Source organism: Aeromonas sp. 25-248, from assembly GCF_053005425.1.
The window spans coordinates 65,568-78,914 of sequence record NZ_JBRKTB010000015.1; the positions used below are offsets into that span (position 1 = coordinate 65,568).

At 62.7% G+C, this 13,347-nt stretch carries 10 protein-coding genes; 6 read left to right on the plus strand and 4 right to left on the minus strand.

Going from position 1 to position 13,347, the window contains the following annotated elements:
• Positions 1 to 560: 560 nt before the first annotated feature.
• From nrdA to yfaE, 3 genes are all read left to right on the plus strand, one after another.
• Positions 561 to 2,828: a class 1a ribonucleoside-diphosphate reductase subunit alpha gene (nrdA, locus tag ACVDHI_RS17720; RefSeq protein ID WP_010674815.1), complete on the plus strand. Its 2,268-nt coding sequence runs from the start codon at positions 561 to 563 to the stop codon at positions 2,826 to 2,828.
• Between the two features lie 79 nt (positions 2,829 to 2,907).
• Positions 2,908 to 4,041 (plus strand): class Ia ribonucleoside-diphosphate reductase subunit beta, encoded by a 1,134-nt coding sequence (gene nrdB, locus ACVDHI_RS17725; RefSeq protein ID WP_042017109.1) that lies wholly within the window; start codon positions 2,908 to 2,910, stop codon positions 4,039 to 4,041.
• Between the two features lie 48 nt (positions 4,042 to 4,089).
• Positions 4,090 to 4,410 carry a class I ribonucleotide reductase maintenance protein YfaE gene (yfaE, locus tag ACVDHI_RS17730; RefSeq protein WP_042863899.1) on the plus strand — a complete coding sequence of 107 codons (321 nt, stop codon included), beginning with the start codon at positions 4,090 to 4,092 and terminating at the stop codon, positions 4,408 to 4,410.
• A 133-nt stretch (positions 4,411 to 4,543) separates the two neighbouring features.
• On the opposite strand, the gene mltA is transcribed toward yfaE, so the two are convergent.
• Entirely contained in the window at positions 4,544 to 5,695 is a 1,152-nt protein-coding gene (mltA, locus tag ACVDHI_RS17735) for a murein transglycosylase A (protein WP_042863900.1), read from the minus strand.
• A 150-nt stretch (positions 5,696 to 5,845) separates the two neighbouring features.
• On the opposite strand from mltA, the gene ACVDHI_RS17740 reads away from it, so the two are divergent.
• A complete protein-coding gene (locus tag ACVDHI_RS17740) occupies positions 5,846 to 6,097 on the plus strand; it encodes a DUF1289 domain-containing protein (protein WP_447212345.1) in 252 nt (83 codons plus the stop codon).
• An 81-nt stretch (positions 6,098 to 6,178) separates the two neighbouring features.
• Here the strand turns inward: ACVDHI_RS17740 and fruA are convergent, their stop codons facing one another.
• The 3 genes from fruA to fruB are packed head-to-tail and all read right to left on the minus strand — an operon-like array spanning position 6,179 to position 9,989.
• Entirely contained in the window at positions 6,179 to 7,903 is a 1,725-nt protein-coding gene (gene fruA / locus ACVDHI_RS17745; protein WP_447212346.1) for a PTS fructose transporter subunit IIBC, read from the minus strand.
• Positions 7,900 to 8,889: a 1-phosphofructokinase gene (pfkB, locus tag ACVDHI_RS17750; protein ID WP_447212347.1), complete on the minus strand. Its 990-nt coding sequence runs from the start codon at positions 8,887 to 8,889 to the stop codon at positions 7,900 to 7,902. Before pfkB ends, fruA begins: the two co-directional genes overlap by 4 nt.
• On the minus strand, positions 8,889 to 9,989 hold the full coding sequence (fruB, locus tag ACVDHI_RS17755) for a fused PTS fructose transporter subunit IIA/HPr protein (protein WP_010674822.1): 1,101 nt from the start codon (positions 9,987 to 9,989) through the stop codon (positions 8,889 to 8,891). The genes pfkB and fruB overlap by 1 nt, the downstream gene beginning before the upstream one ends.
• Positions 9,990 to 10,296: 307 nt before the next feature.
• Between fruB and cra the strand changes: the two genes are divergently transcribed.
• Positions 10,297 to 11,283 (plus strand): catabolite repressor/activator, encoded by a 987-nt coding sequence (cra, locus tag ACVDHI_RS17760; RefSeq protein WP_048207771.1) that lies wholly within the window; start codon positions 10,297 to 10,299, stop codon positions 11,281 to 11,283.
• A 634-nt stretch (positions 11,284 to 11,917) separates the two neighbouring features.
• Positions 11,918 to 13,111: an aromatic amino acid transport family protein gene (locus ACVDHI_RS17765; RefSeq protein WP_447212348.1), complete on the plus strand. Its 1,194-nt coding sequence runs from the start codon at positions 11,918 to 11,920 to the stop codon at positions 13,109 to 13,111.
• Positions 13,112 to 13,347: the final 236 nt, after the last annotated feature.

The following is a 13,347-nucleotide window of genomic DNA, read 5'->3' on the forward strand; positions in this document are numbered from 1 at the left end:
CATCCGGATAGAGGTGGATCTGCGGGGCAACTTTGATGTTGTCCCGATGGCCATGTGGGCATCTGCCCCGGCGCGCAGCTCCCCCCGCAGCACACCAGAGGGATCCCGGACGATCCCTCTTTTTACAGGCTTGGCAACCCCCCGAACGGCGTAACAGGACACCTTTTGACCCTGACTGCACAAGGGATGAGCAGGCCGGATTTGCTAGTAAAAACACCCTGCTTTCGCAAGCAAAAAAAGTTATTTTAATTTTCCATCTTCGATCGCCGGACTTGCATTTGACGGATCGGACGGATGAAAACCCGTTCGCTGTGAGCGTCCACTAACTCCCGTCCCGACACCCACAATTTATCCACAGCTAATGCGTTATCCACAGATTGCATTACCGCATCGACCTCACTATCTTGTAGTTCGCATTAAAAATAACACTACATCTTGTGATTCATCGCACAATCCCTGCCCAGTTTCCCTCGACAGACGGAGCCGGGTTGCGCCATGTGCGATGGCTTTTCGGGAATCAACCGATACCGGCAGGTATCAATGAAAGGGGTCATCAGCCAATGAACTTGTTTGTGACGAAGCGTAACGGACACAAAGAACCCATCGATCTGGATAAAATTCACCGTGTGCTCGACTGGGCTGCCGAGAAACTCGACAACGTGTCGGTCTCCCAGGTGGAGCTCAAGTCCCACATCCAGTTCTATGACGGTATCCGTACCGCCGACATCCACGAGACCATCATCAAGGCTGCTGCTGACCTCATCTCCGAGCAAAGCCCGGACTACCAGTACATGGCTGCCCGTCTGGCCATCTTCCACCTGCGCAAGAAGGCCTACGGCCAGTTCGAGCCGCCCCACCTGTATCAGCACGTCGCCAGACTGGTGGACATGGGCAAGTACGACAAGCACCTGCTGGAAGACTACACCCAGGCGGAATTTGAGGAGCTGAACGGCTACCTCGATCACTGGCGCGACATGGACTTCTCCTACGCGGCGGTCAAGCAGCTCGAAGGCAAGTACCTGGTACAGAACCGCGTCACCGGCGAGATCTACGAGAGCCCGCAGTTCCTCTACATCCTGGTAGCGGCCTGCCTCTTCTCCAAGTATCCGAAAGATACCCGTCTGGACTACATCAAGCGCTTCTATGATGCGGTCTCGACCTTCAAGATCTCCCTGCCGACCCCGATCATGAGCGGCGTGCGCACCCCGACCCGCCAGTTCAGCTCCTGCGTGCTGATCGAGTGTGACGACAGCCTGGATTCCATCAATGCCACCGCCAGCGCCATCGTGCGTTATGTTTCCCAGCGCGCCGGCATCGGCATCAACGCCGGCCGCATCCGTGGTCTGGGCAGCCCCATCCGTGGCGGCGAAGCCTTCCACACCGGCTGCATCCCCTTCTACAAATACTTCCAGACTGCGGTGAAGTGCTGCTCCCAGGGCGGCGTGCGCGGCGGTGCGGCCACCCTGTTCTACCCCCTGTGGCACACCGAGGTGGAGAGCCTGCTGGTACTGAAGAACAACCGCGGCGTGGAAGAGAACCGGGTCCGTCACATGGACTACGGCGTGCAGATCAACAAGCTGATGTACCAGCGCCTCATCAAGGGCGGTGACATTACCCTGTTCTCCCCCTCCGATGCACCAGGTCTCTATGACGCCTTCTTCGCGGATCAGGACAAGTTCGAAGCGCTCTACGTCAAGTACGAGCAGGATCCGGCCATTCGCAAGAAGACCCTCAAGGCAGTCGATCTCTTCTCCCTGATGATGCAGGAGCGCGCCGGTACCGGCCGCATCTACATCCAGAACGTGGATCACTGCAACACCCACAGCCCGTTCGATCCGAGCGTGGCGCCGGTACGCCAGTCCAACCTCTGCCTCGAGATTGCGCTGCCCACCAAGCCGCTCAACAACGTGGATGACGAAGACGGCGAGATTGCCCTGTGCACCCTCTCCGCCTTCAACCTGGGCGCCATCGAGAAGCTGGAAGATCTGGAAGAGATGGCCGAGCTGGCCGTGCGCGCTCTGGACGCCCTGCTCGACTATCAGGACTACCCGCTCAAGGCCGCCAAGAAGGGTAGTATGAACCGCCGCACCCTGGGGATCGGCGTCATCAACTACGCCTACTACCTGGCGAAAAACGGTGCCCGCTACTCCGATGGTTCCGGTCTGGCCCTGACCCACCGCACCTTCGAGGCGATCCAGTACTACCTGCTGAAGGCCTCCGTGCAACTGGCCCGCGAGTTCGGCCCCTGCCCGGCCTTCAACGAGACCACCTATGCCCAGGGTATCCTGCCCATCGATACCTATAAAAAGGATCTGGACACCCTGTGCAATGAACCCCTGCACCTGGACTGGGAAACCTTGCGCGAAGAGATCAAGACCGTGGGTCTGCGCAACTCCACCCTGACCGCCCTGATGCCGAGCGAGACCTCCAGCCAGATCTCCAACGCCACCAACGGCATCGAGCCGCCCCGCGGCCTGGTGTCGGTGAAAGCCTCCAAGGACGGCATCCTCAAGCAGGTGGTGCCGGAGTACCACCGCCTGAAGGATCAGTACGAACTGCTGTGGAAACAGCCGAGCGTCGACGGTTACCTGCAGCTGGTCGGCATCATGCAGAAGTTCGTGGATCAGGCGATCTCCGCCAACACCAACTACGACCCGGCCCGCTTCGAAGGCAACAAGGTGCCGATGAAGCAGTTGCTCAAAGACTTGCTGACCGCCTACAAATACGGTCTCAAGACCCTCTACTATCACAACACCCGTGATGGTGCCGACGACACCCAGACCGATCTGCAAGATGACGGCTGCGCTGGCGGGGCTTGCAAGATCTAACCGCGAAACGCACTGATAAACCGGGCGGGAGCATCAAGCTCCCGCCCTCCTGTTTTCCCTATTTCACGGCATTCGAACCATGGCTTACTCTACTTTTTGCCAGACCCAAAACGATCAGCTCAAGGAGCCGATGTTCTTCGGCCAGTCGGTCAACGTGGCCCGTTATGATCAGCAAAAGCACGACATCTTCGAGCGGCTGATCGAGAAGCAGCTCTCCTTCTTCTGGCGCCCGGAAGAGGTGGACGTCTCCCACGACCGCATCGACTTCCAGGCTCTGCCGCCCCACGAGCAGCACATCTTCATCTCCAACCTGAAGTACCAGACCCTGCTGGATTCCATTCAGGGCCGCAGCCCCAACGTGGCCCTGCTGCCCCTGGTCTCCATCCCGGAGCTGGAGACCTGGATCGAGACCTGGGCCTTCTCCGAGACCATCCACTCTCGCTCCTACACCCACATCATCCGCAACATCGTCAACAACCCGGGCCAGGTGTTCGACGACATCGTGACAAACGAGCAGATCTTGAAGCGCGCCGGCTCCATCAGCCACTTCTATGACGATCTCATCGAGGCGACCTCCGTCTATCACCTGCACGGTGAGGGGACTCACCGGATCGGGGATCGCGAAGTCACCATCAGCCTGCGGGAGCTCAAGAAGAAGCTCTACCTGTGCCTGATGAGCGTCAACGCCCTCGAAGCCATCCGCTTCTACGTGAGCTTCGCCTGCTCCTTCGCCTTCGCCGAGCGCGAGCTGATGGAGGGCAACGCCAAGATCATCAAGATGATCGCCCGTGACGAGGCCCTGCACCTGACCGGCACCCAGCACATGCTGAACCTGATGCGCAGCGGCAACGACGACCCCGAGATGGCGGAGATCGCCGTCGAGTGCGAGCAGGCCTGCTTCGAGCTGTTCAAGGAAGCGGCCCTGCAGGAGAAGGAGTGGGCCGAGTACCTGTTCCAGGACGGCTCCATGATCGGCCTGAACAAGGACATCCTCTGCCAGTACGTGGAATACATCACCAACCTGCGCATGGCGGCCGTCGGCCTGCAACCGGCCTTTGCCGGCACCAAGCAGAACCCCATCCCCTGGATCAACACCTGGCTCTCCTCCGACAACGTGCAGGTGGCGCCCCAGGAAGTGGAAGTAAGCTCCTATCTGGTGGGTCAGATCGACAGTGAAGTGCACGCCGACGATCTGGGTGACTTCGAGCTGTGATGCAAGGCGACCTCTGCTGGCAGGCCATGATGCGGGAGAGCGACGTCCGTGAGTGACGCCACCGCCACCCTGAACGCGCCCCTGCATACCGCCACCACGGCGCCGGAGGGGCAAGCCCCCCAGGTACAGACCCTGGACGGTGTGCTGCACCCCCATCCCGGCGAAAGCGTGCTGGAGACCCTGGAGCGCCACGGTCATCACGTGGAGTTCCAGTGCCGCAGCGGCTATTGCGGCGCCTGCCGCACCCCGCTGCTGGCGGGCAAGGTGCACTACGCCGCCGTCCCGCTCGCCTTTGTCTCCCAGGGGGAGTGCCTCCCCTGCTGCTGTCAGCCGGTGGGCGCCATCAAGCTCGATATCCGAAAGGGCTGACGGCCCTTGTCGCCAGATCTGCCCCGCAAACAAAAAGCCGCCGGATTGCTCCGGCGGCTTTTTTCATGGGAATCACCCGTCTCTTGAGGGAAATGAGGGGCCATGGCCCCTCTTACATTACAACCCGGGGGCGTTACAACCAGGGGGCGGCGGTCGGCCCGTGGTGCAGACCCAGCTTCCAGACCCGGCCAAAGTGCTTGTAATGACCGGCCGCGACACCGGCTTTCTCCCCCATGCCGTGGTAGAGATCGAGGTGCCCCTTCTTCACCGCGCCCCCCACATCCAGCGCAATCAGCAGGCGCAGCTGGTGCTTGCCGGTCCAGTTGCCTGCTTTGTCCAGCAGCGGCACTTCCGCGAGGATGGGGGTGCCCATGGGCAGCAGAGTCTTGTCGGCAGCCACCGCCGCCATGGGCAAGAGCGGAATGCCGGCAGCGCCCACCACGTCATTGGTGGGACGGCGCTCGAAGAAGACATAGGAGGGGTTCTGCTCCACCAGCTCCTTCACGCTCTCTTCCGGCTGACGATTGGCCCACTCCTTGATGGCCTTCATGGACATCTGCTCCTTGGGCACTTCGCCACGGTCGATGAGCACCCGGCCAATGCTGACATAGCCGTGGCCGTTCTTGCCGCTGTAACCGAGGTACTGCAACCGGTCGTCATCGCCGTAGTGAACGAAGCCGGAACCCTGCACGTCCATCAGGAAGTTGTCGATGAGGGATTTGCTGTAGCCCAGCTCCAGCCCCCGGTTGGCCAGCGCCCCCCGGTGGATCTCGGCCCGGCTCGGGCAGCGACCGCCGCAGTTGGGCATGGCATAGATGGGATACTTGTACTGGGCGTCCGGGCGATGGCGCACCTCCAGCACCGGCGAGTAGTAGCCGGTGAAGAGCACGTTGCCCATGCGGTCGGCACCGCCAAGCTGCGCCAGGCTGATGCCGTACTGGGTGATATGGGCGGGATTGCCCCCATTGGCGACCCAGCGTGAGAGCTGACGGTAGAGCTCCCCATAGCGGCTCGCCATGCGGCCGGAGCGTTCCATCACCATCCGGCTCTGGGGACCGAACTTGCTGTAATCGGCGCGGGCGCGGCTGTTGACCCGCTCCACCCGCACCAGATCCCCCGGCAGGGCACCATCCAGATACTGCTTGCCCAGATTCACAGGGATCTCGCAGTTCAGAAAACATCCGGATTCCGCCTTCTTCTGGGGCACCTTGACCGGTTCAGGGTTGCCCGCACAACCGGCCAGCCCCACCACGGCGGCGGCCAACCAGTACGCATGTCTATTCATATGTCCTCATATAACACCGAGTGTCTTGCACGGCGGGGAAGATGCCAAAATTGCCCGGGGAAAGCAAACGCCTTCACGCCCCTGACGACGGATTTCTCCTGCCGTGATCTTCTGGGTTATAACAAGGTGACAAGGTGTGAGAGGTCATGGATGGAACAGCTCGAAATCTTCCCGCTCCAGAGCCCCTGTGTCGGGGTCTGCGAACTGAACAACAAGGGGTATTGCAAGGGATGCCTGCGAAGTCGCGAGGAGCGTTTCAACTGGCTTGCCATGACCCCTGCCCAGCAGCAGGAGGTGATGCGCCTGTGCCGCAGCCGCAAGGCCAGGGTCGAGGCCGCTCGCCGCAAGGCGCAGGCCGCAGAGGCGGCCGATCCGCCGCCCCCGTCGGGCTGGGATTTTTAAATCCCACGTTGCCCATCCCCCCAACAAGAAAGGCGGCCCAGGGCCGCCTTGTCATGAAGAGTGTGTCACGCCGTGACGCCCTCAGGCGGTCGCCAGCTTGGCCTGCTCCTCGCCACGCTTGAGCATGGCGTAGGCCACCCCGGTCACCAGCGAACCGGCCGCGATCGCCAGGATGTACATCATCACATGGCTGATGGCGTTCGGGATGAAGAGCACGAACAGACCACCGTGGGGTGCCACCAGCTCGCAGCCGAACAGCATGGAGAGCGCACCGGTCAGGGCGCCGCCCGCCATGCAGGCCGGGATGACGCGCATGGGATCCTTGGCGGCAAACGGGATGGCCCCCTCGGAGATGAAGCACAGACCCAGCACGAAGGAGGCCTTGCCCGCTTCCTGCTCCGCCTTGATGAACTTTCTGCTGGCCAGGAAGGTCGCGATCCCCATCCCCAGTGCAGGCACCATGCCGGCGGCCATGACCGCTGCCATGGGGGCATAGGTCTTGGAGGCGAGCAGGCCGACACCGAAAGCATAAGCAGCCTTGTTGACCGGGCCACCCATGTCGAAGCACATCATGGCGCCGATGATGACACCCAGCAGCACGGCGTTGGCAGAGCCCATGTTGTTGAGGAACTCGGTCATGGCGTTCATGATGCCCGCCACAGGGCCACCCACCACGTAGATCATCACCAGACCGGTGAACAGGCTGGCAAAGAGCGGAATGATGAGGATGGGCTTGAGGGCTTCCAGGGTGACCGGCAGGCGCACCTTGTCGCTCAGGAACTTGGCGCTGTAACCGGCGAGGAAGCCGCCGACGATGCCGCCAAGGAAACCGGCGCCGAGCGAGCTTGCCAGCATACCGGCGATCATGCCGGGCGCCAGACCCGGACGGTCGGCGATGGAGTAGGCGATGTAGCCTGCCAGCACCGGGATCATCAGGGCGAAGGCGGAGCCGCCACCGATCTTCATCAGGGCCGCGGCCAGCGTCCCCTCTTCCTTGAACGCTTCAATGCCGAAGATGAAGGAGAGCGCGATGATAAGGCCCCCCGCCACCACCATGGGCAGCATGAAGGAGACGCCGGTCAGCAGGTGCTTGTAGGGGCCCGCCTTTTCCTCTTTCTTGACCGCAGCCGCGCCGCTGTGGCGATAGACCTTCGCCTCGGTCCAGGCCTTGTCGAGCTCGGCCCGGGTTTTCTTCAGGGCAGCCCCCGTGCTGGTGCGATAGACCGGCTTGCCGTCAAAGCGCGCCATGTCCACCTCGATGTCAGTGGCGAGGAACACCAGATCGGCGGCGGCAATCTCGTCCGCCGTCAAGGCATTCTGGGCACCGACCGATCCCTGGGTTTCGACGCGGATCTGGTGACCCAGCTGCTTGGCCATGGTCTCTAGGGCCTCGGCCGACATGAAGGTGTGGGCCACCCCGGTCGGGCAGGCCGTCACCGCCACGATGCGCTTGGCACCGCTGGCCGGTTTGGCAACCACAGGTGCCGCCTCATGGCGATAGATGCTGGCACCGCTTCGCGCGGTTTCCAGCAGGGCCGCGGGCTCCTGGAGCGCCAGCTCCATGTCGCCCCGATAGAGCGACTTGCCGTCATAGGCGGCCAGATCCACCGGTGCGCTGGCAACGACCAGCACCAGGTCGGCGGCGGCAATCTGCTCTTTCGAGGGGACCTGACGGGGCTGCACGCTGGAGTCGACGTCGAGGGTGAGCTCCCAGCCAGCCAGTTTGGCCTGCTGTTCTATCCGTTTTGCAGCGAGAAAGCTGGTGGCAATGCCCGCCGGGCAAGCCGTAACCAGAATTGCTTTCATTGGGCATCTCCTGAATTAGCCATCAAATGGGGTTGGGGTTGAGTCGGTGCCAGATCATCCAGACGCTGTACGCGCACCTGCTCGAGTAACGGTTTGAGCACATTGATATCGTTGAAGCCGACCGCGACCTGGCTCACCGCCAGTGCCGAGACGGCGGTGGCCAGACGCAGGGTCTGCTCCGGCGTCCAGTCCAGGCTCATGCCATGGACCAGGCCCGCCACCAGGGAGTCGCCGGCACCCACGGTGCTGACCACCTCCATGCGCGGCGGAATCGCCTGCCAGGTGGCATCCGGTGCAAACCAGATGAGGCCGTCGGCACCATTGGAGATCACCACGTTGGGGATCCCGCTGGCCTGCAGCGCGCGGGCGCACTCGGCCTGCTCGCTCAGGGTCTTCACGGGGCGACCGGCCCACTGGCTCAGCTCTTCCAGGTTGGGTTTGACCAGGGTCGGCGCCGCCTTGATCCCTTCGCTCAACGCCGCGCCGCTGCAATCGAAGATCACCTGCTTGCCCTTGGCCTTGAGCAGGCGAATAAGGCGCGCGCAGTAATCGGGGGCCACCCCTTTGGGCAGGCTGCCCGCCAGCACGAACCAGTCGGTCTGGGGAGCCAGTCGATCCAACGCCGCTTCCAGGGCGCTGACATCGCCCTCCTGCACGGCGAGTCCCGGCAGATTGAGATCGGTCACCCGGCCGGATTGTTCGGAGATCTTGACGTTGATCCGGGTGTCGCCCGCCACGCGCACGAAGTGATCGGCAAGGGCACGCTCCTCGAACAGGGAGACGAAGCTCTGCTGGTTGCCCTCACCGAGCCAGCCGGTCAGGCCTACGTCACGGCCGAGATCTTTCAAGACCATGGCGACGTTGATCCCCTTGCCCGCTGCGCGCAAGTTGGCCTCGCTCACCAGATTGACCTCGCCAGGGTGCATGGCCTCCAGACGGGTGGTGAGATCGAGCGCGGGATTGAGGGTGATGGTGACGATGTCCATCAGTGCGCCCCCTCGCCCAAGCCGGCGGCAATGGCTTCGCCAATGCCCTTGAGGGCTGCTTCGGCATCCGCTCCTTCGGCGCGAAACGCCAGACGATGACCGCACTTGACCCCAAGCCCGATCACCTTCATCAGGCTCTTGGCAGAGACGGCTTCACCGCTGCCATCGAGGTTGGCGACGCGGATGTCGGATTCATACTCCTTGGCCACCTTGACCAGCATGGCGCCCGGACGGGCGTGCAGACCGTGGGGGTTGATGATAGTGAAGGTCTCGGACAGCCCGCTCGCCGGACCCGCCTGCAACATGGCAAGACCATCGCTGCCAGAAAGGGTGGCCAGCTGGCCGGCTGCGGCCAGCTTGGCCAGATTCTCGAGTTGCGGTAAATGGCCGCTATCTGCGGCACACAGCAGCAGCAGGGCGCTGACCGGCAATTCACCGACGTTCAGCGGGGTGCTCGGGGTGGCCAGCACCCAACCGGTCTGGGCCGCTTGCGCACGGGCCAGCCAGATGCCCTCCCCCAGGTGAACAGGCTGACTGGCCAGGAGGGCGCTCACCATGGCGGCGTCTCCCCAGCCTGCGGATTTGGCGCGGGCCGCAGCCCCCAGCAGCAACTGGTCCTGGTCGTCGGCCGGGAAGTCCGCCAGGGTCAGGTATTGCACCTCTTTGGCGGCAGTCGCGCCAGTCAGGATATTGATGATGGTCTCTTCGTCGGTCGCCCCCTTGAGCTGGGCTGCGGCCTGCTCGTCACCCAGCACGTGGGTGAGCTGGCGCAAAATGCCCAGGTGCTCGTCGGACTTGGCGGCGATGCCGATGGCGACGTAGGCAATCTGCCCCTCGTCCCACTCGATGCCGTGGGGGAACTGGGCCACCATGACGCCGGTGCTCTTCACCAGATGACGGGTGTCCGTGGTGCCGTGGGGAATGGCGATACCGCTGCCAAGATAGGTGGCGTGCTGCGCTTCCCGCGCCAGCATGCCGTCCACGTAACCTGCTTCAACCAGACCGGCGTCGGTCAGTTTGCTTGCCAGCAGGGCGATGGCGTCCGCCTTGGTCGTCACCGATTGTCCCAGCAGGATTTGCTGTCGCGCCAACTTCAACATAGAGATTCTCCATCAGGTCCGGCTTCACCTCGCGGCGTACCGGCTCAACTCAACTCGATTTTCGGGTAACTTGCCTGCTGACAATAGACGGTGATCTTTCGCTTTGGTGAGCCGGAACCCATTTCCAAGTGCAGATAATCATCCGTTACTGACAAGCTGAATCGTTTCACTTACACTCAGACTGAATCGTTTCAGCGCATTGTTCAAGATCCCGCAGAAAGTACGTTTCAATGATATGATCCCGCGCACACTTTTCGGCGCCCCAACCAGGAACCGGCGCGGGCCTTGCAACTCAAACAGAGCCAACATGATGAAACTGGATGAAATCGCCGCGCTGGCCGGTGTCTCTCGCACCACCGCCAGCTATGTGATCAATGGCAAGGCCGATCAATACCGCATCAGCCAGGCAACCCGCGACAAGGTGATGGCCGTGGTCCATGCCCACAACTATCAGCCGGACAGCCGCGCCGCTTCCCTGCGCGGCGGCCAGACCCGCACCCTCGGCTTCATCCTGCCCGACCTCGAAAACGCCAGTTACGCCAAGCTCGCCAAGCGCCTGGAGCAAGGGGCCCGCACCCAGGGATATCAGTTGCTCATCGTCTGCTCGGAGGACGATCCGGACACCGAAAAGGAGCTGGCCCGGATGCTGGTGAGCCGCCATGTGGACGCGCTCCTGGTGGCAAGCTGCCTCCCCCCGGCGGATCCCTTCTATCTGGAGCAGCAGTCCAGGGGCGTGCAGATCCTCGCCATCGACCGTGCCATGGCCACCGAGCATTTCGTCACCGTGGCGAGTGAAAACCAGAAGGCGAGCCTGGATCTCACCGCCTCCCTGCTCACCCCGGCCATCGGTCATATCGCCTTGATCACTGCTCTGCCGGAACTGACGATCAGCCAGGAGCGAAAAGCGGGCTTCGAGCAGGCCATTGCCAGTCACAGTGCGACCCGCCACCTGTGTGAAGGGGCCCACTTCTCGCGTACCGAAGGGTATCGCCTGATCAAGACACTCCATCAGCAACTCGGCCAACTGCCCGAGGCGCTGATCACCACCTCCTACATCCTGATGGAGGGGGTGCTCGACTACCTGCTGGAGCAGGAGGCCGACATGAGCCAGCTCGCCATGGCTACCTTCGGGGATGACCGCCTACTCGATTTCCTCCCCTTTGGTATCAACTCCCTGCCCCAGCAGCACGACGCCCTGGCAAGCCAGGCGCTGGCGCTGGCCCTCAAGGCGGTCAATGGCGACTACCAGAGCGGCTTGCACTATGTGAGCCGCACCCTCAAACGCCGCCGCTGACACGGCCACGACGCACCACCCCGGGGGCGGCCCGCCGTGCCAGCCCCTGAGCCTCCTCCCCCACACCTGCTTGTGTTCTCCCCTGTTGTCTCAGCTTTTGCCCTTCGCCTTCTGGCTTTGAGGTTATCTGCCGGGCGGCAACCCCGCCGGCAGGGTTGGCCACCCCGCGCCAGGGCCCGTTTATCGGCGCCTCGGCTCGATATAAGTGAAAATGATGGCTTTTTGGAGTATGACCCGATGTTTGCTTATATCGGGCCAGTCGCACCACCAGGGCCCCGTGTTACCCTCTGCAAGCCCTGTTGCCGCCAACGCGGGCGCACTCGGCGTCGACCCGCAACACAGCCTGACGGGCGACCTCCCCCTGAGGGGCGCGTTTTTTCGGCGCATGGCGCAATGTGTCACTTTTTATTGCCACCCTTCGGCTTGCCACAGCACAAAATCCGCTTTTAAGGGGTTGTTTCCGCCATTTCAATCCGCTAACTTGGCAACCAGTTTTTACAACTGACAGGTTTCAGGTACAGATGTATCCACACCGATATTGCTAGCCTCCGGCTTTTCCCCGGAGGCGTCTCCCGACACAGCCAACTGGCTCTCTCTTGTTTGCAACAGCGCCCCTCACTTTCGGATGGATGACATGAATACCAAGACCCTGGGTTGTACCCTGTTGATTGCCGGCACCACCATAGGCGCCGGCATGCTGGCCCTGCCGCTGGCCTCCTCGTCCCTGGGCGGCCCCGCCACCCTGATGCTGATGATCGGCCTCTGGGCCCTGATGGCCTTCACCGCCATGCTGCAGGTGGAAGCCAGCCTCAGCACCGGCAAGTGGTACCTGCACCAGCTGGCGGATCACCTGCTCGGCCCCTGGGGCAAGGGCATCGCCTCCTTCTGCATCCTGATGCTGTTCTACGCCCTGGCCTCCGCCTACATCAGCGGCGGCAGCAGCCTGCTGGCCCAGGCACTGGCCGATGCCGGCCTTCCCCTCGGCCAGGAGCAGGCGGCCTGGGTCTTTACCCTGCTGTTTGGCGGCATGGTGTGCGTCGGTACCAGGCAGGTGGATTACCTCAACCGCCTGATGTTCACCGTGAAGCTGGTGATCATGGTGGCGGTGCTGGCGCTGCTGCTGCCCCGCGCCCAGGGGCAGCACCTGCTCTCCATGCCCCTCGGGGAAGGCTTGCTGCTGGCGGGCCTGCCGGTCATCTTCACCTCCTTCGGCTTCCACGGCTCCATCCCGAGCGTCATGCTCTACCTCGGGGACAACCCCAGGCAGTTGCGCCGAGTCTTCGTGTGGGGCTCCGCCTTGCCGCTCGTGCTCTACGTGCTGTGGCAGGTCGCCATTCTGGGGCTGCTGGGCCAGCAATCCCTGATCCAGACCGGCGGCGCCCTGGACAGCCTGCTGGCCAACGTCGGCGGCCTGGTGAGCTGGCCCGCCTTCAACCAGGCGATGCATCTGTTCGCGGATCTCGCGCTCGCCACCTCCTTCCTCGGGGTGACCCTGGGACTGTTCGACTTCATGGCCAAGGTGACCCGTCGCAAGGACAACTGGCAGGGCCGCACCCAGACCGGCCTCATCACCTTCGTGCCGCCCCTGCTGTTCGCCCTCTACTTCCCGCAAGGCTTCATCATGGCGCTGGGTTACGCCGCCATTGCGCTGGCGGTGCTGGCGGTGCTGCTGCCGGTGGCCCTGGTGTGGCAGAGCCGCAAGCAGGCCGAGGCAGACCACTACCGCGTCCCGGGCGGCTTGCTGGCCCTGGGTCTGGCCGGTGCCATGGGGGTACTGATCGTCGGGGTGCAGGTCAGCGTCAGCATGGGGCTGCTGCCCGCCCTCTGATCTCCCCGACCCGACAAGCAGAAACGCCGCAAAGAGACACGCCCCGCCAACCCAGTTGGCGGGGCGTTTCATTGGCACGGGCTCACTTGGCCGACCCACACCACTCAGCGCGAAATTCATCCAATAATGAACATTTGAGTGCAACCATGTATAGATATGTACATTACTGACCCCCTGCCCTACACTGCTTAGCAGACAACCCACGATCCCGTGCCCGTCTGGCACGCCAACCCGGG

Coding starts and splice junctions, on each gene's coding strand:
- nrdA (WP_010674815.1), top strand. CDS start 561: ATGAACTTGTTTGTGACGAAGCGTAACGGACACAAAGAACCCATCGAT.
- nrdB (WP_042017109.1), top strand. CDS start 2,908: ATGGCTTACTCTACTTTTTGCCAGACCCAAAACGATCAGCTCAAGGAG.
- mltA (WP_042863900.1), bottom strand. CDS start 5,695: ATGAATAGACATGCGTACTGGTTGGCCGCCGCCGTGGTGGGGCTGGCC.
- ACVDHI_RS17740 (WP_447212345.1), top strand. CDS start 5,846: ATGGAACAGCTCGAAATCTTCCCGCTCCAGAGCCCCTGTGTCGGGGTC.
- fruA (WP_447212346.1), bottom strand. CDS start 7,903: ATGAAAGCAATTCTGGTTACGGCTTGCCCGGCGGGCATTGCCACCAGC.
- pfkB (WP_447212347.1), bottom strand. CDS start 8,889: ATGGACATCGTCACCATCACCCTCAATCCCGCGCTCGATCTCACCACC.
- fruB (WP_010674822.1), bottom strand. CDS start 9,989: ATGTTGAAGTTGGCGCGACAGCAAATCCTGCTGGGACAATCGGTGACG.
- cra (WP_048207771.1), top strand. CDS start 10,297: ATGATGAAACTGGATGAAATCGCCGCGCTGGCCGGTGTCTCTCGCACC.
- ACVDHI_RS17765 (WP_447212348.1), top strand. CDS start 11,918: ATGAATACCAAGACCCTGGGTTGTACCCTGTTGATTGCCGGCACCACC.